The organism is Pseudonocardia sp. NPDC046786, from assembly GCF_040645415.1.
Lineage (GTDB): Bacteria > Actinomycetota > Actinomycetes > Mycobacteriales > Pseudonocardiaceae > Pseudonocardia > Pseudonocardia kongjuensis.
Map to the genome: position 1 here is coordinate 110,287 of NZ_JBEYYF010000014.1, position 20,401 is coordinate 130,687.

Here is a 20,401-nt window from a genome sequence, read left to right on the forward strand (position 1 = left end):
CCGGCTCAGCGCAGGACGACCGCCGCGTCCGGCTCGGTGACCCGGAAGGTGAACGACTCCTCCAGGTAGAGGTGCACGTCGTCGGCGTCGTGGTCGGTGTAGCCGATCGCCAGATCCTGCCCGACGTCGAGCACGAAGTCCCCACCGCGCTGGGACACCACCAGCGCCCCGTCCAGCCCGGGCGCCCGCAGGATCTGCCCGCCCAGGATCCGGGTCAGGTGGTCGAACAGCGGGAACCCGCCGTGCTCGGCGGTCTCGGCGATCCTGGTGAACCCCTCGGGCGCCACCGCCAGCGCGAACGGCCCCTCGATCCCGTTGCGGCGCAGCACGTCCACCGCCCGGGCGACGACCGCCGGATAGTGGTCGGGCTCGGCGCCGAGGGCCAGCACGTCGTACGGCGTCGAGGCGGCGATGCCCCGGATGCCGGCGTCCGGCCAGCCGTGGAACAGCGCCCGGTTCTCGACCTCGGCGGCCTCCCGGGCGGCCCGGGCCAGGTCGTCGAACTCGGGATCCTGCGCGCCGCGCTGGATGTCGTCGATCTCGTCGCGGGCGACCGTGAACGGCACCCGGAACTCGGCCAGCGGCTGCACCTCGCGCAGCCGCGCGCGGAACCCGTCGGCCTTCACCCCGGGCGGCGGGCCGTCCAGCCGGTGCGACCGGCCGGTGGAGACCGACGAGGCGTTCCAGCCCGCGGTCCCGCCCCAGTCGGCGAGCCGGCGCCCGGCCAGCAGCGGGGTGAGCCGCTCGCGCGCCTCGTCGTCGATCGCCTGCCAGGCGGTGACCGGGATCGGGGCCTTGTCGCGGAGAAGGTGGTCCTGCACGGTCACTGGCTCTGTCCTCTCAGGTGGCCGATGCCCAGGCCGCGACCGGCCTGGTCGGGCTGGTCGAGGCGGGCCTCGACGTAGTCCTCGGGATCGAGGTCGGTGCCGTCCGGTCCGTCGAGGCCGGCGAGGTCGCCGGGATCGGGATGGGCGTCCATGAACTCGGCGAACCGGGCTCCGAGCGACTCCCGCAGCTCCGGCGCGACGTGCAGCCGGAAGTTCGCCAGCCCCTCGTTCTCCTCCTCGCCCATGTGCTCGTCGTTGGCCCGCCGGGCGTTCCACACGCCGTCCCACCAGCCGCGGGACCCGACCGGACTGCGCTGCGCCTGCGCGATCCCGTCCCGGATCTCGTTGTGGTCCCCGATCGCGTCGACGGTCTCCTCCCGCGGGTCCTCGCCGCGGGCCAGCAGCTGCGGGTAGAAGATCCGTTCCTCGGCGACGGCGTGCACGTCCAGTCGGGCGGCGAGCGGGTCCCAGACCCGCGCCAGCTCCCGCGGATCGGTGCCGGCCCGGGCCTGCAGCTCGTCGAGCGCCGCGAACCGGCGCCGGAACCAGGCGTGATCGTCAAGGATCAGCGTCGTGATGTCGGGCACGTCCGGAGCCTAGAACGGCGGGCCGTCACCGGCGCGCCGGAACGCAGGCGCGCGGCGACCCAGGCGTCGAACGCCTGCCCGCTGGTGTAGCCCGGCCGGTAGCCGAACTCGTCGGTCAGCCGGTCGTTGGCGAGCACCGGGCGGTAGCGCAGGAAGCGGGTCTGCTCCGGGCCGTAGCGGGTCAGCCGGAGCCGCCGGGCCACCGTGAGTACCGCGCGCAGCACCGGTTCGGGGACGGCCAGCACCGGCTTGCCGAGCCGGGCGGCGATCTCGGCGACGGTGAGTGCGCCGTCCCCGGCGACGTTGACGACGCCGGTCACCGGGCCGGTGACGGCCCGCTCGACGATCGCGGCGACGTCGTCGTCCCAGACGAACACGAACGGCGAGTCCGCACCGCGGATCGCGAGCAGCCGGGGCCGCTCGAACAGGGCGGTGATCTGGTTGTCGACCCGCTCGCCGAGGATCGTGCCGATCCGCAGCACCACCTGCTCCAGCTCCGGGTGCGCGTCGCGGGCGGCCGCCAGCAGCTCCTCGACCAGGCGTTTGTGGTGGCTGTAGGCGAACTCCGGGTTGCCGCGCGGCGGATCGTCCTCGCGCAGCGGGACCGGGTTGTCGGCGTGGTAGCCGTAGGCGGCGCCGCTGGAGGACACCACGATCCGGCGGACGCCGTGCGCCAGGCAGGCGTCGACGACGTTGCGGGACCCGTCGACGTCGACGGCGTACTCGCGGGCCCGGTCGGAGTCCCGGCCCGGGGTGACGACCGACGCCAGGTGCACGACGACCTCGGGGGAGTGCGCGGCGAACGCGGCGTCCACCCCGGCCCGGTCGGTCACGTCCAGCGGTACCGCGGCGCCCGGCCGGACGTCGGCGTCGAGCACCTCGTGACCGGCCGCCCGCAACCGGCGGACCACGCCCGTCCCGAGGAAGCCGAGACCGCCGGTGACCAGGACCTTCACGTTGCGGCCTCCGGGGCGCGGTGCCGGGCGCGCCACCAGCTCGCGACCGCGAGCCCGGCGACGATGTCCCAGATGCCCCACCAGGCGGCGGCCAGCGCCATCCCGCCGAGGCCGTCGAAGTAGGTGAAGACGAGCAGCAGCCCGAGGCCGGCGTTGCGCACCCCGACCTCGAAGGTCATCGCCCTGGTGCTCGCCGCGGGCAGCCCGCTCACCCGGCCGATCAGGTAGCCGAGACCGAGCGCGAGCGCGTCGTGCGCGAACACCGCGACCAGCACGACGCCGATGTAGGCGACGAAGACCGCCCAGTTGTTCGCGACCCCGACGGCGATCACCGCGCCCAGTGCGAGGAACGAGACCGGCCCGACCACCCGGTGCGCGCCGGCGGCGAACCGCGGCCACAGCCGGGCGATGGTGATCCCGGCGACGAACGGGACGCCGATCACCGCGCCGATCTCCACCAGCAGGTCGGTGGCGGACACGTCGACCTCGCGCAGCAGCGCCTGCCCGGTCGGGTGCAGCCCGCCCCAGAACGCCAGGTTCAGCGGCAGCGCCACGATCGCCAGCACGTTGCCGACCGCGGTCATCGAGACCGACAGCGCGACGTCGCCACCGGCCCGGTGGGTGAGGATGTTCGAGACGTTCCCCGGCGGGCAGCAGGCGACCAGGATCAGCCCGAGCGCCACCGAGCCGCGCAGGTCCAGCGCCAGGGTGAGCACGAACGTGATCGCCGGCAGCAGCAGGAACTGGGCCAGCACGGACAGCGCGATCGTGCCCGGCCGCCGGGCGGCCCGCACGAAGTCCTCGACCCGGGTGTCGAGCGCGATCCCGAAGAGGATCGCCCCGATCACGATCTTGAGGGTGGTCAGCGAGCCCGCGTCGAACGCGATCCGGACCGCGTCGACGTCATCCACGACCGGCCCCCCGCAGCGCCGCGGTCTCGGCGCGGACCGCGCGCCGGTAGGCGTCCTTGTTCACGTAGTAGGCCATCCGGTCCAGCCGCAGGTAGCGGTAGCCGCCGGACAGGTCCGGCCGGGGCCCGGCGGCGCGGGAGTCGAACGCGGCCCGGGCGGCGGGCGGCGCGGCCAGGTGGGCCGCGACGAGCTCGGCCTGCTCGTAGCGGCCCTGCCAGCCGATCCCGCTCGCCTCGATCATGCCCAGCACGTACAGCCCGGCGCGCGGGCCGACGATGTTGAGGTACAGGTCCGGCGCGCCGCCGCGACCGTCCCAGTTCAGCAGGGCCGGATCGAGGAACGGGTAGTGCAGCCGGTAGCCGGTGGCGAGCAGCACGTCGTCGTAGCCGGCGCGGGTGCCGTCGGTGAACACGACGCCGTCGCCGTCGAGCCGCTCGACGTCCGGCCGCACCCGCAGGTCGCCGTGCCCGAGGTGGTGCAGGATCAGCGAATTCACCACCGGGTGCGACTCGTAGAGCCGGTGGTCGGGGCGCGGGAAGCCGAACCGGGCCGGGTCGCCGGTGAACAGCCGCAGCAGCCGGGAGTCGACGAACTGCTTGATCCGGGGCGGCAGCGGACGGCCCCGGTTCAGCGTGTCGGCGGGCCTGCCGAGGACGTACTTGGGCACGAAGTGGTAGCCGCGGCGCACCGAGATGTCGACGGCCGCGGCGTGGTGCACGAGATCGACGGCGATGTCGCAGCCTGAGTTGCCCGCGCCGACGACGAGCACCCGCCGGCCGGTGAACGCCTGGGGCCGCTTGTAGGCGCTCGAGTGCAGGACCGTCCCGCCGAACCCGCCGGGCAGGGTGGGGACGTTCGGCTCGGCCAGCGTGCCGTTCGCGACGACGACGGCACGGTAGGTCGCCGTCGTGCCGCCCGCGGTGACGTCCCAGCGGCCGTCGTCACGCGGCACGACGGCGTCGACCGTGGTGCCGAAGCGGAACCCGTCGCGCAGCCCGAAGCGGTCGGCGTAGCCGCGGAAGTAGGCGTGCAGCTCGCGGTGCGACGGGTAGTCGGGCGTCCCGGCCGGCATCGGGAACTCGGTGAACTCTGTGGTGCTGCGCGAGGAGATCAGGTGCGCCGAGGCGTAGACGGTGCTGCGCGGGGCGTCGATGTTCCAGAGCCCGCCGACGTCGTCGGCGAGCTCGAAGCCCACCCAGTCGATCCCGTTGCGGGCCAGGGCGCGGGCGGCGGCGAGACCGGACGGTCCGGCGCCGACGACCGCGACCCGCCCGGCGCTGCTGCTCACCGCCGCATCCTGTCAGTGAGCGAGGGGGCGCAGTGCGTACTTCGACTGCGAACACCCCATCGCGAAGGCACTGGCGCGGCTCAGGTGATGGTGAGCCCGCCGTCGACCGCCCAGGTCTGCCCGGTGACGTAACCCCCGGCGTCGGACGCCAGGAACAGCACCGCCGCGGTCAGCTCCTCCGGGTCGCCCTTGCGCCCCATCGGGATCCGCTCGGCCATCTTCTCCAGGTAGCCGGGCTGGTACTGGTCGGTCATCTCGGAGGCGAAGAAGCCGGGGGCGATCGCGTTCACCCGGATGCCCTTGCGGCCTGACCACTGCTGGGCCAGGTCCCGGGTCAGCCCGATCACGGCCGCCTTCGACGCCGAGTAGGCGGCCTGCGGCAGCGCCGCCGTCGTCAGCCCCAGGATGCTGGAGATGTTGACGACGCTCGAGCCCGGGCCCATGTGTGCCGCGCAGGCCTGCGCCATCCAGTAGCTGCCGTTCAGGTTGATGTCGATGACCTGGGTGAACTGCTCGGGGGTCTCCTTGAGCGCCGGGACGGCGGTGCCGATCCCGGCGTTGTTCACCAGCACGTCGAGCCGGCCGAACTCGTCGACGGCGGCCTGGGCCAGCGCCCGGCAGTCCTCGGGCCGTGCCACGTCGGTGGCGACGGCGACGGCCCGGCGCCCGGCGTCCTCCACCAGCTTCACGGTGTCGGCCAGCTTGTCGGTGCGCCGGGCACCGAGCACCAGGTCGGCGCCCGCCTCGGCCAGGCCGCGGGCGAAGACCACGCCCAGCCCGGAGGACGCACCGGTGACGACGGCGACCTTGCCGTCCAGTCGGAATCGTTCGATCACGCTCACGGGAGCGACCCTAACCGGGCCGCCCCCGTGCGGGCGATCAGGAACCGAGCGCGGCCTGCAGCCCGGGCACCAGCCGCTCCAGTGCGAACGGCGCGGACAGCACGCTGTTGTAGGTCATCGCGCCGCGGGTGTCGGCGTCCGGCACGATCATCCGGTCCTGGGCGACGACCGGGACCTGCGCGAGCACCGCGTCCCGGGCGACCTGCTCGGCGGCGGCGCCCTCGTCGGCCAGCATCACCAGCACGTCGCCGTCGAGCAGCCCGGCCTGCTCCGAGGAGACCTCGACGTAGAAGCTCTCGCCGGTGTCCAGCTCGTCGATCCGCGGCGGCTGCACGAGGCCCAGCCCGGTCATGAACCGGCCGCGGTTGTCGGCGGTGGTGAAGGCGCCGTACTTGCCGTCGAAGGGCAGCACGGTCGCCCCGGTCCGGCCCTGGAACTGCGGGTTCGCCGCGACGGCGTCGGTGAAGGCGGCGTCGGCCTGCCGGATCAGCTCCTCGCCGCGCTCCGGCTCGCCGAGCGCGGTCGCGACGATCCGGGTGTGCTCGTCGCGCGGGACGCCGTAGGCGATCGTCCCGACCGGCCGCGCCACGACCGGCGCGATCGCGGACAGCTGGTCGTACATCGGCTGCTCGATGCCCGCGCTGACGGCGAAGATCACGTCCGGTGCGAGGGCGGCGATCTGCTCCAGGTTCGGCTCGCCGGCCAGCACCACCGGCGGCTCGCCCTGCACGAGATCGCGGGCCCACGGGCCGAGCCCGCCGGTCTCCTCGTAGAAGGTGTAGGACGCCAGCCCGACCGGGGTGACGCCGAGCGCGAGGACCGGATCGGCGTCGGTCACGCCGAGCGCGACCACCCGGGCCGGGCGCTCGGGGATCTCGGTGGTCCCGAACACGTGCTCCACGCCGACCGGGAAGGCACCGCCGGCCTCACCGCCGGGGGCGGCGGGATCGTCGGGGGCGTGAGAGCATCCGGTCACCAGCGCGAGCAGGGCCGGAAGGACAAGGATCTTTCGAATCACGGCCGGACATTAGCGCAGCCTTACCTGTGCTGCTCGCGCCCGCGTCGAGCGCCTCGTTGCTCCCCGACGCGGGCGCGCCGGAATCAGCCGCGCGGGCGGCGCTTGCGGGCCACCACGGCCCGGTACAGCAGCGGATCGCGGGAGGTCGCGAGCCGGTGCCGGTAGACGGTCGAGCCCAGCTGCTCGAGCTCGCCGGAGTCGAGCAGCGCACCGATCAGGCCGGCGAAGCCGGAGGTGTCGCCGTCGGAGAGGAAGTCGTCGCGGATCGTGATCGCCACGAAGCCGTCCACCGCGACCATGTCGAACGCGGCCCGGAACGCGGCGGGCGGGATGTCCCCGAAGCCGAGGGCCGCCACGCAGGTCAGCGCGTCGAACCCGCCGGACGCGATGGACTCGCTCTGCTCCTCGTCGAGCGTTGTGAGGTCCACCACGTGGTAGTCGGCATAGACGCCGGGCCGGTCCCGCTCGGCGGCCTCCCGGGCCTCCGGGATGATGTCGACGCCGACCACCTTGCCCAGGCCACGGGTGCGCAGCTCCTCGGCGACGATGCCGTTGCCGGCGCCGACGTCGAGCACCCGCAGCCCGGACGGATCGACCTGGTGCGCCCGCAGCTGCTCGACGAGCAGATCGCACACCACCGGTGGCGACTGGCACTGCAGGATCTCGTAGAACAGCTTCTCGTAGAGCCCGGGGATCCGGTAGAGCGCGTCGTAGTCGTGGAAGCGGTACTCCTGCCAGCCCTCGCCGGTGTCGAGAACGCAGTACTCGACGTCCTGCTCGTAGGTCTCCGTGGGTTCCGGCAGGGCCAGCCGGTACGGGAGTTCGGAACGCTCGACGGCCATAGAAGCACCTTCCTGGTCGGGAACGGGCCCTCCGACGGTAGTCGAACCGGCGCCCCTCGTCCGGCGTGACCAACGCCGCACCGCCCGCGCCGCACCGGGCGGGCCGGAGTGACACGATCGACCCGGCGCCGCCGCCGTGTCCGTGATGTCGGAGTACCGGATGTCCGTGTGAGGGATGTCCGTGTCCGGGACGTCCGTCCGGCGGAGCGCCGAACCGGGGCCACCCGGAATCCGGCCCGCCGGGCACCGGCGGCACGCGCGCACGCGAGGAGAGACATGACCCAGCAGCAGAGGACCGCGATCGTCACCGGAGGCGCCCGCGGGATCGGGGCGGCCACCGCGGTCCGGCTGGCCGCCGACGGGCACCGGGTCGCGGTGCTCGACCTGGAGGAGTCGGCCGCGAAAGCGACGGTCGAGGCGATCGAGGGCGCGGGCGGCACCGCGGTCGCGTTCGGCGCCGACGTGGCCGACGCGGCTGCCGTCGAGGCCGCCGTCGGGGCCGTCGTGGAGAAGCTCGGTAACCCGACGATCCTGGTCAACAACGCCGGCATCACCAAGGACAACCTGCTGTTCAAGATGTCCGAGGGTGACTGGGACGCGGTGATGGGCGTCCACCTGAAGGGCTCGTTCCTGATGACCCGCGCCGTGCAGAAGTACATGGTCGAGGCGACGTGGGGACGGGTGGTCAACCTGTCGTCCACCTCGGCGCTGGGCAACCGCGGCCAGGCGAACTACTCCGCCGCGAAGGCCGGCCTGCAGGGCTTCACCAAGACCCTGGCGATCGAGCTGGGCAAGTTCGGCGTCACCGCGAACTGCATCGCGCCCGGGTTCATCGCCTCGGAGATGACCAAGGCGACCGCCGAGCGGCTCGGCGTGGACTGGGACGAGTTCAAGGCGGCCCGCGCCGCCGAGATCCCGGTGCAGCGGCCGGGCGCGCCGGAGGACATCGCGAACGCCGTGTCGTTCTTCGTCGACGAGCGGTCGTCGTTCGTCAGCGGGCAGGTCGTCTACGTGGCGGGCGGCCCGAAGACCTGACGACGCCCCGGCCCGGTGGCGGGCCGGACCGGTCCGGTCCGGCCCGCCCGGGCGGTCAGGCGGAGTTGTCCATCGGGATGATCGCCCAGCCCGGGATGTCCTCCTGGCCGGGCACCGCGACCGGCTCGGCGGCCAGGTTCATCATCAGCACCGAGCCGTCCGCGGTGCGGAACGCGGCCAGCGTGGAGTCGCCCTGCGCGCGGCCCAGCTCGACGTCGCCGTCGCGCATCTTCGGCACCAGCCAGCGCCAGGCGTCGGTCAGCGGGGTCGGCTGCCCGCCGTCGGGCTCGGTGGCCGGGCTCCACAGCGACGAGTAGTCCAGCGACTCGCTGCCCTCCGGTCCCCAGAGCAGCGCACCCTGGGTGCCGCTGCGGGCCATCGCCTGGATCACGGCGAGGGTGGAGACGGCGCTGGCCTCGGTGCCGAAGCCGGCCTCGGAGTCGGCCGGGACGTTGGCGTAGAACTCGGCCCACCAGATCGGCAGCTGGGTGCGCTCCTGGATCCACCGGTCGATCACCGAGAACTTCTCGGCGCCGACGTCGACCGGGGAGATCGCGTCCTGCTGGCCGCGGTTGGTCGTCGCGCCGTCGACCACCATGAAGTCGGCGCCGACGTTGTTCTCCAGCCAGTACTCGATGACGTCCAGCGGCCGCTGGTCCAGCGCGCCCCACGGGCCGCGGATGTCCGAGGCGTCCGGCGAGTCCACCGGCAGGCTGCTCATCACCACGTACGGCCCGCCGACGAGGATGTCCGGCCGGACCGACTTCACCGCCTGGTAGACCTCGTTGTAGAAGGCCGTGTAGCCCTCGTAGTCCCAGCGATTCTCCTCCTCGTTGTAGAAGCCCTTGAGCTCGTTCCAGACGAGGACCCGGTCGACCTGCGGGTAGCGCTGCACGGCCTCGCGGGCGAGGTTCGCGTAGTCGCGGAAGTACTCGGGCAGGGGCGCCATCTCGATCCGCTCCCAGGAGGTGACGCCGGGCGGGCCGCCCTTCATCCAGTCCGGCGAGCAGCACAGCGTGAGCATCGCCTTCCCGCCGGTCTCCTCGGTGAGCTCCATCCGGCGGTCCAGCGAGCCCCACTCGAACTCGCCGGGCGAGGGCTCCGGGTTCAGCGTGCCGAAGCCCATCAGGTGGTGGTTCTGGTACTCCTCGCCGAGGTTGGACAGGATGTCCACGCCGCGCTGCCGGGCCTCGGCGGGCTCGGTGTCGTCCAGGCTGTTCTGGGTGTGCGTGACGCCCAGCTCCATCGGCCCGGACCGGCGGTCCCAGGTCCAGCCCGCGTCCAGGTCGACGGCGCGGGCGGACGCCTCCAGGGAGGTCGACGGCGGGTTCTCCGTCGTGCCGGTGTCACCCGGTGTGCAGGACGCCACGGCGAGCAGGCCGACGACGAAGGCGGCCAGGGCGGGCACCCGCCGTATCCGGAACGGGCCGGACGGCAGGGACCGCGCCGGGGACGTCGGGGATGGATGGCGGGACGCTCGCACGGGGTGGGACCTCACGTTCTGACACGGTCGCTGACACGGGGGGTTCACGACCACCGGACGAGACCGTGTCACCCGGGGGCCGGACCCCAGGGTTGCAGTGGGCTCCTGTGACCCGACTGAGAGCAGGAACCGCGGCAACCGCCCTCAGACGTTCGCATCAGGGTATTGCCGTGGTTCGGTCGCGCCGACCACAACCCCCGTGCGGGCGTGCAGCCGTCCGTCACGCAACGTGTACACGGCGTCGAGCCGGTGCAGGACGGCCGGATCGTGGGTGATCATCAGGACGGAACGGTCCGCCGCGGCGGCGAGCAGGTCGTCCAGGACGGCGTCGCGGGTGTCCGGGTCCAGGTGCGCGGTCGGCTCGTCGAGCACCAGCACGGCCGGATCGACGAGCAGCGCCCTGGCCAGCGCGAGCCGGCGGCGCATGCCACCGGAGAGCCGGGCGCCGTGCGCGCCCACCTCGTCGTCCAGGCCGGGGCCCGCGCCCAGGCCGACCCGGCGCAGGACGGCGGCCAGCTCGTCGTCGCCGGCCCCCGGTGCGGCGAGGCGCAGGTTCTCGCGCACCGTCGAGTCGAACACGTGCGGATCGGCGGGGACCCCGGACACCACCGCGCGGACCTCGTCCGGCGGGCGGGTGGTGAGCTCCTCGCCGCCCAGGGTGACCGACCCGGCGACCGGGTCCAGGAACCGGAACAGCACGGCCGCCAGCGTCGACTTGCCCGAGCCGCTCGCTCCGACCAGCGCGACGTGCTCGCCGTCGGCGAGGTCCAGGTCCAGGCCGTCGAGCACCGGGTCCTGCGCACCGGGGTGGGTCACCGTCAGCCCGCGGATCCGCAGGTCGCCGCGGGCCGGTAGCGGCGTGCCGCCGGGCTCGCGGTGCCGGACCGCGGGCTCCGCCCGCAGGACCGGGACCAGCCGGGCGAGACCGGCCCGCACGGCCGCCAGCTTCGCGGCCGCGGCCGGCAGCGGTGCGACGATCTCGAACGCGGCCAGCGCGGTCAGCACCAGCACCGCCATCGGGACGGAGCCGAGCGTCCCGGCGTCGACCGCGGCGACCCCGAGCAGCAGCATCCCGGCCAGCGTCAGCCCGGCGACCAGCGCGCCGGCGCCCGCGCTCAGGCCGAGCAGCCCGGCGTCCCGGCGGGCGGCCCGGGTCAGCTCCGCGTCGGCCCGCTCGACCTCGGCGACCATCCGCCCGGTGGCGCCGTGCGCCAGCAGGTCCGGGGCGCCGTCGAGCAGGTCCACCAGGCCGGTCGCGAGCCGCGACCGGGCGCGTGCCGAGCGCGCGGCGGGCCCTCGGGACAGCGCCGCGGCGGCCGCGGGCACCGCCACCCCGGCGAGCAGCAGGCCGGTCGCGAGCAGGGCGCCGCCGGGCACCAGCAACGCGGTCGCCAGCAGCACCGCGCCGGACCCGGCGACCAGCGCGGCGACCGGCGGGAGCACGCCGCGCACCACCAGGTCCTGCACCGAGTCGGTGTCGTTGACCAGCCGGGACACCAGGTCGCCCGAGCGGAACCGGCGGATCGGCTCGGCGGCGGCGAGCCGGGCGTAGACCCGGTTGCGCATGTCGGCCAGCGCGCGCAGCGCCGCGTCGTGCCCGACCAGCCGTTCGGCGTAGCGCGCGACGCCGCGGCCCACGCCGAGCGCGCGGGTGAGCACCACGGCGATGCTCAGCGCGGTCACCGACGGGTGCTGCGCGGCGGTGGCGAGCAGCCAGGCGGCGAGGCTGAGCAGCCCGGCGCCGCAGGCGGTGGCGAGCGCGCCGAGCAGCGCGCCGCCGACGATGCCGCGGGCCCGCGGGCGCAGCACGGTGCCGGCGAGCGCCCAGGGGGAGCCGGGGACGGTGGTGTCGCGGGTCATCGGTGCGCCTTCCGGTGAGCCGCTCCGGCGGGCTCCGGCTCCCGCTCCGGCCCCGGCTCTGGCTCCGGCTCTGCCGGCCGGTCGATCCGGACGGTCCGGTCGGTGTGTTCGGTCCAGCCCGCGTCGTGCGCGACGACGATCGCGGTGCGCCCGCGCAGCAGCTCGGCGGCCGCGGCCCGGACCGCCTCGGCCGAGTCCGGATCGAGGTGCGCGGTCGGCTCGTCGAGCAGTACCAGCGGCGCGTCCCGCAGGAACGCCCTGGCCAGCGCGACCCGCTGCCGCTCGCCCGAGGACAGCCGGGCCCCGCTCTCGCCCAGCGGGGTGTCCCAGCCCTGCGGGAGCCGGGCGACGACGGCGTCCAGCCCGGCCCGGCGGGCGGCGGCGTGCACCGCGGCGTCCGGGGCGTCCGGTTCGCCGAGCCGGACGTTGTCGGCGACCGATCCGGCGAACAGGTGCGGCTGCTGCGGCACCCAGGCGACCGTCCGCCGCCAGGCGTCGAGATCGAGCTCGGCGAGCGGGGTGCCGTCCCCGGGGCCGTCGATCCGGACCGTGCCCGCGGCCGGGGCGACGAACCCGAGCAGCACGCCGAGCAGCGTCGACTTCCCGGACCCGGACGGCCCACGCAGCAGCACCGACTCGCCCGGTCGCACGGTCAGCGACAGCCCGGACAGCGCGTCGGTGCCGCCGGGGCCGCCGTCCGGCCCCGGGTAGCGCACCCGCAGGTCGTGCACGGCCAGGCCGCGCCCGGCCGGTGCCGCGGGCGGCGGCGTGCCGGTGCCGCCGGCCGGGCCACCGGCCGGGCGGTCCAGCTCGTCGAACACCTGGCGGGCGGCGGCGACGCCCTCCATGCTGGCGTGGAACCGGGCGCCGACCTCGCGCAGCGGCAGGTACGCCTCCGGGGCCAGGATCAGCACGAACAGCGCGGTGGCGTAGTCGAGGTTGCCGTAGAGCAGTCGCAGCCCGACCTCCACGGCGACCAGCGCGACCGCCAGCGTCGCGAGCAGCTCCAGCACGAACGCCGACAGGAACGCCACCCGCAGCGTGCCCATCGTCGCGTGCCGGTGCTCGTCGGTGGTGTCCCGGACCTTCTCCGCGACGATCCCGGCCCGCCGGAACAGGGCCAGCGTCGGGAGCCCCTGCACGACGTCGAGGAAGTGCCCGCCGAGCCGGGACAGCATCCGCCACTGCCGCTCGGTGCGGGCCCGGGTGTGCATGCCGACCAGCGCCATGAAGATCGGTATCAGCGGCAGCGTGACTCCGATGACGACGGCCGAGATCCAGTCTGCGTCGGCGACCACGACCAGCACCGCCACCGGGACGAGCGCGGCGAGCACCAGCTGCGGCAGGTAGCGGGCGAAGTAGTCGTCCAGCGCGTCCAGCCCGCGGGTGGCCAGGGTGACCGTGGTGCCGGTGGAGCGCCCCGGGTCCGGCCCGGCCGCCAGCCTGCGCACCAGCTGCATCCGCAGCTGGGACTTCGCCCGGGCGGCGCTGCGCAGCGCGGCGGCCTCGGCGCCGTAGGCGAGCAGGGCCCGCGCCACCGCGATCCCGGCGACGGCGACGACCAGCCAGAACAGCATGTCCAGGCCGGAACCGGGACCGATCGGGCTGCCGTCGAGCCCCCACTGCGGGGTCGCGCCGGCGATCACCCGGGACACCAGCCAGGCCTGGGCCAGGATCAGCGCGGTCGCGGCGACACCGCAGCCCGCGGCCACGAGCAGGTGCAGCCGCACGGCGCTCGTCGAGCGGAGCAGCCGGGGATCGACCGGTGGTCCGGCGGCGGCCGGTGGGGCGGCTGGGGCGGCCGGGGTCACGTCGTTCATCGTGGTGCCGGGACCGCGGCCCCGGCAGGGCCGTCGGTCCCGCCCGGTTCTACCCGTTCGCCCCCCAGCCGCCTGCGGAAGACCCAGTAGCTCCAGGCCTGGTAGCCCAGCACGAGCGGCAGGAACACCACGGCCACCCAGCTCATCACGGTCAGCGTGTAGGGGGCGGACGCCGCGTTCGCCACGGTCAGGGTGTGCGCCGGATCGGTCGCCGACACCAGCAGCTCCGGGAACAGCTGCCCGAACAGCACCACCGACAGGCCGCCGATCGCGGTCGCGGTGGCGGTGAACGCCCAGCCCTCGCGGCCCAGCAGCAGGGCGATCCCGGCCACCGCCAGCGCCGTACCGGCCGCCCAGGCCACCGGGGTGGTCCAGGACGGGTCGCGCAGGGCGAGCGTGGCGGCCAGGAAGGCGATCGTCACCAGCAGCACCGGCAGCACCGCCCGGACGGCGAACCGGCGGGCCCGGTACCGCACCGGGCCGTCCGTCTTGAGCGCCAGGAAGACCGCGCCGTGCAGCAGGAACAGTGCCGTGGTGAGCACCCCGCCGAGCACCGCGTAGCCGTTGAACAGGTCGCCGGGGGAGGCGGTGACGACGGTGTTCGCCCCGCTGCCCGGCTCGGTGACCCGGGTCGGCAGGCCGCGGACCAGGTTGGCCAGCACCATGCCCCAGACGAACGACGGCACCAGCGATCCCAGCCCGATCATCAGGTCCCAGCGGGCCCGCCAGGGGGCGTCGTCGCGCTTGGCCCGGTACTCCAGGCCGACGCCGCGCACGATCAGCGCCAGCAGCACGAACAGCACCGGCAGGTAGAAGCCGGAGAAGGTGGCGGCGTACCAGGCCGGGAACGCCGCGAACATGGCGCCGACGGCGGCGATCAGCCAGACCTCGTTGCCGTCCCAGACCGGGCCGATCGCGCCGAGCGCGACCTCGCGGTCGTCCTCGGTGCGGCCGAACGCCCGCAGCAGCATCCCGACCCCGAAGTCGAAGCCCTCCAGGACGAGGTAGCCGGTCCACAGCACGGCGACGGCCAGGAACCAGACGGTGGGCAGGTCCATCGCGGATCTCCTCGTGGGTGCGGCGCGGTCAGTAGCTGAACGCCGGGTCGCGGCGTTCCTGCGGTTCGGGATCGGGCTCGTAGGGCAGTGCGGCCCCCGGCCCGGCCTTGACGTAGCGGAACAGCAGGCCGGCCTCGACCACCGCGAGCACGCCGTAGAGCAGGGTGAACGTCGCCAGCGAGAAGGCGACCTGACCCAGGCTCACGCCGGGGGAGACGCTCGCCGCGGTGAGCAGCTCACCGCGCACCGTCCAGGGCTGGCGGCCCATCTCGGTGAGGATCCAGCCGAAGATGTTCCCGGTCAGCGCCGCGGGCAGCGCGGCGACGACCACCCGGTACATCCACCGCCGGCCGGGCAGCGCGCCCCGGCGGGTCAGCCACAGCCCGGCCACCGAGACCGCCACCCCGGCCAGACCGAGCCCCATCATCAGCCGGAACGACCAGTACAGGACGGCGATGTTGGGCCGGTAGTCGCCGGGGCCGTAGAGCTGCTCGTACTGGGCCTGGACGTTCTCGATGCCCTGCACCTCGCCCCACGGGCTGCCGGTGGCGAGGAAGCTGAGCACGCCCGGGATCTGGACGTTGACGTGGTTGCGGCTGCCCTGGACGTCGCCGACGGCGAACAGCGAGAAGCCGGCGGACTGCTCGTTCTCCCAGAGCGCCTCGGCCGCGGCGAGCTTCATCGGCTCGTAGGTGGCGGCGAGCTTGGCCTGGTGGTCGCCGGAGGCCACCACCAGCGCACCGGCGAGCGCGGTGACCAGGAACCCGGCGCGCAGGCTCGTGCGGAACAGTTCGTGCTCGGTGTGGTGCGGGGCGCCGTGCTGCGGGCCGGGCCAGCGCTCGCGCATCAGCTTCCAGGCGCTCACCGCGGCGACGAACAGGCCGGCGATCACGAACGACGCGGCGATCACGTGGAAGTAGGTGGACCAGGCCTGCGGGTTGGTCAGCACCGCGCCGATGTCGGTGAGCCGGGCCCGCCCGGTGGCCTCGTCGACCTCGTAGCCGACCGGGTTCCGCATCCAGGCGTTCGCGGCCAGGATGAAGTAGGCGGAGAGGTTCGAGCCGATCGCCGCGGCCCAGATGCAGGCCAGGTGGACCCCCTTGCGCAACCGGTCCCAGCCGAAGATCCAGAGTCCGATGAAGGTGGACTCCAGGAAGAACGCGATCAGCGCCTCCATCGCCAGCGGGGCGCCGAAGACGTCGCCGACGAAGGTGGAGTAGGCGCTCCAGTTCATCCCGAACTGGAACTCCTGGACGATCCCGGTGACCACGCCCATCGCGAAGTTGATCAGGAACAGCTTCCCGAAGAACTTGGTCGCGCGCAGGTACTCGGTCCGGCCGGTGCGGTACCACGCGGTCTGCAGTGACGCGACGATCACCGACAGTCCGATGGTCAGCGGTACGAACAGGAAGTGGTAGACCGTGGTGATCCCGAACTGCCAGCGTGCCAGGTCGAGCGCGTCCATCCGGACCTCGTCTCCGCGAAGTTCTACGTCCAGTAGTAGTTCTACCGGAAGTAGAAGATCGATGGTGGACGGGGTGGCGTGGCCCCCGACACGGCCTCCGTGGCACTAGGCTGTCCGGGTGCCCCGCCCGAGCCGCTGGTCGGAGATCGTCGCCGCTGCCAGCGAGGAGTTCCGCGACCGCGGCTACGAGAACGCTACGCTGGAGAGCATCGGCGCTCGGGTCGGGATCCTGAAGGGCAGCATCTACAACTACGTGGCCTCCAAGGAGGAGCTGCTGCTGGCCGTCGTCGAGGAGCCGGCCCGGCAGCTGCTCGCCGAGCTGGAACGGCTGCGCACCTCCTCCGGCCGCACCGTCACCGTCCGGTTGCGGGAGCTGATCCGGATGCAGGTCCGGATCTTCGCCGACTGCCATCCGGCCGCGTTCGTCTATCTGCAGCACCTCGGCCGGATGCCCTCGCCCCGGTTCGCCGAGTTCCGCGAGATGGACGAGCAGTACATGGACGCGCTGGAGGCGCTGCTCGCCGAGGGCGTCCGGACCGGCGAGCTCGCGCTGGCCGGCGAGCCGCGCACCGCCGCCTACGTCGTCGTCGGCACGCTGGGCTGGATGCAGCACTGGTTCGTCCCGCGCGGCCCCGAGGCCGACCGGGTGCTCGCCGACCAGCTGTTCGCGCAGCTGCTGGGCGGCCTGGTGGCAGGCTCCGGGATGCTCGGGATCTCGCGATCCTTCGCGGACGAGCACGGGCTGTGACCCCGCAGGCGAACCCGTCGTTCCGGCTGGACGGGCGGGTGGCCGTGGTGACCGGGGCGTCGTCCGGGCTGGGCCTGCGGTTCGCCGGGGTGCTCGCCGCGGCCGGCGCCGACGTGGTGGTGGGCGCCCGCCGCGCAGACGGACTCGCCGCCGCGCAGGACGCGGTCCGGGCGGCCGGCCGGCGCTGCGTCGCGGTCCCCACCGACGTCACCGACGACGGCGACTGCGCACGGCTGGCCGACGCCGCGGTGCGCGAGCTGGGCCGGCTCGACGTGCTGGTGAACAACGCCGGGATCGGCTACGCGGCCCGGGCCGAGTCCGACGACGATCCCGGCCGGGCCGCGGCGCTGTTCGCGGTCAACCTGCTCGGCGCCTACCGGATGGCCGTGCACGCCGGCCGGGCGATGATCGCCGGGGGCCGCGGCGGGTCGATCGTCAACATCGGATCGGCGCTGGGCTCGGCCACCGGGCCGCTGCCGGAGGCGGCCTACTCGGCGTCCAAGGCCGGGATCGCCGGCCTGACCCGGGACCTGGCCGCCCAGTGGTCGGCCCGGCACGGGATCCGGGTCAATACGCTGGCCCCCGGCTGGTTCGCCTCCGAGCTGACCGGCCCGCTGCTCGCCTCCGACGGGCACGCCCGGCGGATCGCGGACTGTGCGCTGCTCGGCCGGATCGGCCGCCCCGACGAGCTGGATGGGCCGCTGCTGCTGCTCGCCTCCGACGCCGGGTCCTACCTGACCGGGACGACGCTGGCCGTCGACGGCGGGTGGAGCGCGCGCTGAGCGCTCAGGCCGGGGTGAACCGCACCGGCAGCCGGTCCAGCCCCCGCGACAGCAGCACCGGCTGCCAGCGCAGCGGACCGTCGACGACCGGGCTGCCGAGCCGGTCGAACACCGCCGGGATCGCGATCGACGCCTCCAGCCGGGCCAGCGGCGCACCCAGGCAGTAGTGCAGGCCCAGCCCGAACCCGAGCTGACGGCCGGGGTTGCGGGTGACGTCGAAGCGGTCCGGGTCGGGGAAGACCTCCGGATCGCGGTTGGCCGCCGCCGGACAGAGGAACACCCGGTCGCCGCGGCGCAGCGTCCGGCCGCCCAGCTCGACGTCGGAGATCATCAACCGGGCGATCGTCTTGGCCGGGCCGTCGAACCGGAGCACCTCCTCGACGGTGCCGGGGGCGTCCGGGGCCTGGCCGGGATGGCGGATCAGGGCCAGCACCCCGTTGCCGATCAGGTTGGTGGTGGTCTCGTGCCCGGCGAACAGCAGCAGCACGCCGGTCGCGACGACCTCGTCGTGGGTGAGCGTGTCGTCGCCGTCGCGGGCCCGCAGCAGCGCGCCGAGCAGCCCGCTCGCCGGTTCGGTGCGGTCCTGCCCGATCAGCCCGGCCAGGTACCCGGTGAGCTCGGACATCCCCTCGGCGCCGTCGGTGTGCCGGTCCGGATCGCCCAGGCCGCCGAACACCAGCCCGGTGATCCGGTCCGACCAGGACTTGAACCGGTCGAGGTCGTCGGCGGGCACGCCGAGCAGCTCGGCGACCACCGACGCGGTCAGCGGGTAGGCGAGATCGGCGATCAGGTCCGCCGACCCGGCGGCGGCGACGTCGTCGAGCAGCCGGTCGGTCAGCTCGGCGATCCGCGGCCGCAGCCGCTGCACCGCGCGTGGGGTGAAGGCCCGGCCGAGCAGCCGCCGCAGCCTGCCGTGCCGGGGCGGGTCCTGGAACACCATCCAGTCCTCCAGCACTGCGAACGCGGCCTCCACCCGCGGGTCGCCGGGGGCGCGCCCGCGGGCCCGGCGGTACGGCGAGATCCGGTCGGAGGAGAAGCGCGGATCGCGCAGGGCGGCGTCGACGTCGGCGTAGCGGGTCACGAACCACGACCGGTACCGCTCGCTCCAGCGCACCGGATCGTGCTCCCGCCAGTGCGCGAGCAGCGGATACGGATCGGCGACGGCGGCGTCGTCGAGCAGTTCCACGGTCTCCGGGGGAGCGCTCACCCGCGCTCCAGCAGTGCCGGACGGTCGCGGCGCGGAGCGGGGCTGCCGTGCCGCCGGGTGCCGCCGTCGTCGCTCACCGGCGCTCCAGCAGTGCGACCACGCAGGCGTTGCCGTCGAGTACGCTGACGCCGCCGCCCATCGTCTCGACCAGGCCCAGCCGGGCGCCGGGCACCTGCCGCCCGCCCGCCCCGCCGCGCAGCTGCCAGACGATCTCCGCCACCTGGGCCAGCCCGGTCGCGCCGAGCGGGTGCCCGCGGGAGAGCAACCCGCCGGACGGGTTCACCGGGAGCGACCCGCCGAGCGCGGTCCGGCCGGCCGCGGCGTCCGCGCCCGCCGCACCGGGGGCGCTCAGCCCCAGCGCCTCGGCGGTCACCAGCTCGCCGATGGTGAACGCGTCGTGCACCTCGGCCAGGTCCACCTCGCGCGGATCGACGCCGGTCGCCGCCCACACGTCGGCGCCGGTGTCGCGGACCAGGTCGTGCCCCCACACCCGGTCCGAGGTGTGGTCCCACGGCCGCCCGGACCGGGCGGCGACGGCGCGGACCCCGACCCGGCCGGGTGCCGGCGGTCCGAGCACGGCCGCGGCGGCGCCGTCGGAGACCGGGCAGCACTGCAGCAGGGTCAGCGGATCGGCGACCATCCGGGAGCCCAGCACCTCCTCGACGGTGTGCCGCCCGGAGTACTGGGCGCGCGGGTTGTGCACGGCGTGCGCGTGGTTCTTGACCGACACCGCGGCGAGCTGCCCGGCGGTGACCCGGTCCTCGGCCAGCCAGCGGGTGGCGGCCATCGCGTAGAGCGCGGGCAGGGCCAGTCCGGAGCAGCCCTCCGGGTCGCTCGGCTCGGGCACGATCGCGCCGTCGAACGCGGTGCTCATCTGCTCCAGGCCGAGTACCAGCACCCGCCGGTACCGGCCGGTCCGGATCGCCTCGCAGCCCTCGGCGAACGCCGAGGTGCCGCTGGCACAGGCGCTCTCCACGCTCAGCACCGGGACGCCGGAGATCCCGATCGCCCGCAGCACCCGCTGCGCGGTGCCGGCCGGTGCGAACACCGAGCCGACCCAGACGGCGTCGACCGCGCGCGGTCCGCCCGCGTCCCGGAACGCCTCGTCGACGGCCTGGAACGCCAGTCGGACCAGCCCGGTCCCGGGCTGCCTGCCGAACCGGGAGGTGCCGACCCCCTCGACGGCGGCGATCGGGGGGTTGCTCACGGGGACGGCTCGGCGCGCACGTCGCCGTCGTCCCCGTCGCAGGGGTGGCCCATCAGGTGCCGTGTGCTGGGCCCGAGCAGCCGCACCCGGGAACCGACCGGCTGCTGCTCGGTGGTGTGCGCGAGCACCCGGGGGCCGTCGTCGAGATCGACGTAGGCGAGTGCGTAGGGCGGGGTGCGGCCGGGCACCTGGATGCGGACGACGGTGCTGCTCCACACGGTGCCGCCGGGCCCGAACTCGGCGGGCTCGACGGTGCCGCCACAGCTGGGGCAGGCGGGCCAGTCGAACGCCGCCCGGCCGGGGCACCGTTCGTGGTCGGTGCAGCGGACTCCGGCCACAACTCCGGCACCGTCCGGTGCTGCGACGATGCGGGGCCGGGGATCGACGATGGTCACAGCCGTATGAAAGCAAACAGTGGTTCGACTATCAACGGCATGCGTTTGACCCCGCAGGCATTATTGACAG

At 74.3% G+C, this 20,401-nt stretch carries 19 protein-coding genes; 3 read left to right on the forward strand and 16 right to left on the reverse strand.

What is annotated here, in order from left to right; translation table 11 throughout:
- Nucleotides 1-5: 5 nt before the first annotated feature.
- The 8 genes from ABZ881_RS18700 to ABZ881_RS18735 all read right to left on the reverse strand — a co-directional run bounded on the left by ABZ881_RS18700 (nucleotide 6) and on the right by ABZ881_RS18735 (nucleotide 7,271).
- Entirely contained in the window at nucleotides 6-827 is an 822-nt protein-coding gene (locus ABZ881_RS18700) for a family 1 encapsulin nanocompartment shell protein (RefSeq protein WP_358486124.1), read from the reverse strand.
- Nucleotides 824-1,414 carry a hemerythrin domain-containing protein gene (locus ABZ881_RS18705; RefSeq protein WP_358486126.1) on the reverse strand — a complete coding sequence of 197 codons (591 nt, stop codon included), beginning with the start codon at nucleotides 1,412-1,414 and terminating at the stop codon, nucleotides 824-826. Before ABZ881_RS18705 ends, ABZ881_RS18700 begins: the two co-directional genes overlap by 4 nt.
- Complete coding sequence (locus ABZ881_RS18710; RefSeq protein WP_358486128.1) at nucleotides 1,393-2,370, reverse strand: NAD-dependent epimerase/dehydratase family protein; 978 nt, start codon at nucleotides 2,368-2,370, stop codon at nucleotides 1,393-1,395. Before ABZ881_RS18710 ends, ABZ881_RS18705 begins: the two co-directional genes overlap by 22 nt.
- Nucleotides 2,367-3,281, reverse strand: coding sequence for a bile acid:sodium symporter family protein (locus ABZ881_RS18715; protein ID WP_358486130.1), 915 nt, complete (start codon nucleotides 3,279-3,281; stop codon nucleotides 2,367-2,369). Before ABZ881_RS18715 ends, ABZ881_RS18710 begins: the two co-directional genes overlap by 4 nt.
- Nucleotides 3,274-4,569, reverse strand: a complete 1,296-nt coding sequence (locus tag ABZ881_RS18720) for an NAD(P)-binding domain-containing protein (protein ID WP_358486132.1) — start codon at nucleotides 4,567-4,569, stop codon at nucleotides 3,274-3,276. The genes ABZ881_RS18715 and ABZ881_RS18720 overlap by 8 nt, the downstream gene beginning before the upstream one ends.
- Before the next feature lie 80 nt (nucleotides 4,570-4,649).
- Nucleotides 4,650-5,411 carry a glucose 1-dehydrogenase gene (locus ABZ881_RS18725; RefSeq protein WP_358486133.1) on the reverse strand — a complete coding sequence of 254 codons (762 nt, stop codon included), beginning with the start codon at nucleotides 5,409-5,411 and terminating at the stop codon, nucleotides 4,650-4,652.
- 37 nt (nucleotides 5,412-5,448) lie between these two features.
- Entirely contained in the window at nucleotides 5,449-6,429 is a 981-nt protein-coding gene (locus ABZ881_RS18730; RefSeq protein ID WP_358486135.1) for an iron-siderophore ABC transporter substrate-binding protein, read from the reverse strand.
- Between the two features lie 83 nt (nucleotides 6,430-6,512).
- Nucleotides 6,513-7,271, reverse strand: a complete 759-nt coding sequence (locus ABZ881_RS18735; protein ID WP_344017811.1) for a methyltransferase domain-containing protein — start codon at nucleotides 7,269-7,271, stop codon at nucleotides 6,513-6,515.
- A gap of 276 nt (nucleotides 7,272-7,547) precedes the next feature.
- On the opposite strand from ABZ881_RS18735, the gene fabG reads away from it, so the two are divergent.
- On the forward strand, nucleotides 7,548-8,306 hold the full coding sequence (gene fabG, locus ABZ881_RS18740) for a 3-oxoacyl-ACP reductase FabG (RefSeq protein WP_358486138.1): 759 nt from the start codon (nucleotides 7,548-7,550) through the stop codon (nucleotides 8,304-8,306).
- A 55-nt stretch (nucleotides 8,307-8,361) separates the two neighbouring features.
- Here the strand turns inward: fabG and ABZ881_RS18745 are convergent, their stop codons facing one another.
- The 5 genes from ABZ881_RS18745 to ABZ881_RS18765 form a co-directional block, all read right to left on the reverse strand.
- Nucleotides 8,362-9,714: a hypothetical protein gene (locus tag ABZ881_RS18745; protein ID WP_358486140.1), complete on the reverse strand. Its 1,353-nt coding sequence runs from the start codon at nucleotides 9,712-9,714 to the stop codon at nucleotides 8,362-8,364.
- Nucleotides 9,715-9,933: 219 nt separating this feature from the next.
- A complete protein-coding gene (gene cydC, locus ABZ881_RS18750) occupies nucleotides 9,934-11,649 on the reverse strand; it encodes a thiol reductant ABC exporter subunit CydC (RefSeq protein ID WP_358486142.1) in 1,716 nt (571 codons plus the stop codon).
- The gene (cydD, locus tag ABZ881_RS18755; protein WP_358486144.1) at nucleotides 11,646-13,460 is read right to left on the reverse strand and encodes a thiol reductant ABC exporter subunit CydD; all 1,815 of its coding nucleotides are present in this window, start codon (nucleotides 13,458-13,460) and stop codon (nucleotides 11,646-11,648) included. The genes cydC and cydD overlap by 4 nt, the downstream gene beginning before the upstream one ends.
- Before the next feature lie 5 nt (nucleotides 13,461-13,465).
- A complete protein-coding gene (gene cydB, locus ABZ881_RS18760; protein WP_358486147.1) occupies nucleotides 13,466-14,527 on the reverse strand; it encodes a cytochrome d ubiquinol oxidase subunit II in 1,062 nt (353 codons plus the stop codon).
- A gap of 28 nt (nucleotides 14,528-14,555) precedes the next feature.
- A complete protein-coding gene (locus ABZ881_RS18765; RefSeq protein WP_358486149.1) occupies nucleotides 14,556-15,992 on the reverse strand; it encodes a cytochrome ubiquinol oxidase subunit I in 1,437 nt (478 codons plus the stop codon).
- Between the two features lie 118 nt (nucleotides 15,993-16,110).
- Here ABZ881_RS18765 and ABZ881_RS18770 point away from each other — a divergent pair, with 118 nt between their 5' ends.
- A complete protein-coding gene (locus ABZ881_RS18770; protein WP_358486151.1) occupies nucleotides 16,111-16,740 on the forward strand; it encodes a TetR/AcrR family transcriptional regulator in 630 nt (209 codons plus the stop codon).
- Nucleotides 16,737-17,522, forward strand: a complete 786-nt coding sequence (locus ABZ881_RS18775; protein ID WP_358486152.1) for an SDR family oxidoreductase — start codon at nucleotides 16,737-16,739, stop codon at nucleotides 17,520-17,522. Before ABZ881_RS18770 ends, ABZ881_RS18775 begins: the two co-directional genes overlap by 4 nt.
- Before the next feature lie 4 nt (nucleotides 17,523-17,526).
- On the opposite strand, the gene ABZ881_RS18780 is transcribed toward ABZ881_RS18775, so the two are convergent.
- The 3 genes from ABZ881_RS18780 to ABZ881_RS18790 form a co-directional block, all read right to left on the reverse strand.
- A complete protein-coding gene (locus ABZ881_RS18780) occupies nucleotides 17,527-18,729 on the reverse strand; it encodes a cytochrome P450 (RefSeq protein WP_358486154.1) in 1,203 nt (400 codons plus the stop codon).
- 73 nt (nucleotides 18,730-18,802) lie between these two features.
- The gene (locus tag ABZ881_RS18785) at nucleotides 18,803-19,936 is read right to left on the reverse strand and encodes a thiolase family protein (RefSeq protein ID WP_358486157.1); all 1,134 of its coding nucleotides are present in this window, start codon (nucleotides 19,934-19,936) and stop codon (nucleotides 18,803-18,805) included.
- Nucleotides 19,933-20,331: an OB-fold domain-containing protein gene (locus tag ABZ881_RS18790; RefSeq protein WP_358486159.1), complete on the reverse strand. Its 399-nt coding sequence runs from the start codon at nucleotides 20,329-20,331 to the stop codon at nucleotides 19,933-19,935. Before ABZ881_RS18790 ends, ABZ881_RS18785 begins: the two co-directional genes overlap by 4 nt.
- Between the last annotated feature and the right edge of the window lie 70 nt (nucleotides 20,332-20,401).

Bases quoted from the DNA above. Each gene is read 5' to 3' on its own strand.
- ABZ881_RS18735 (WP_344017811.1), bottom strand. From the start codon at position 7,271: ATGGCCGTCGAGCGTTCCGAACTCCCGTACCGGCTGGCCCTGCCGGAA.
- fabG (WP_358486138.1), top strand. From the start codon at position 7,548: ATGACCCAGCAGCAGAGGACCGCGATCGTCACCGGAGGCGCCCGCGGG.
- cydC (WP_358486142.1), bottom strand. From the start codon at position 11,649: ATGACCCGCGACACCACCGTCCCCGGCTCCCCCTGGGCGCTCGCCGGC.
- cydB (WP_358486147.1), bottom strand. From the start codon at position 14,527: ATGGACCTGCCCACCGTCTGGTTCCTGGCCGTCGCCGTGCTGTGGACC.
- ABZ881_RS18765 (WP_358486149.1), bottom strand. From the start codon at position 15,992: ATGGACGCGCTCGACCTGGCACGCTGGCAGTTCGGGATCACCACGGTC.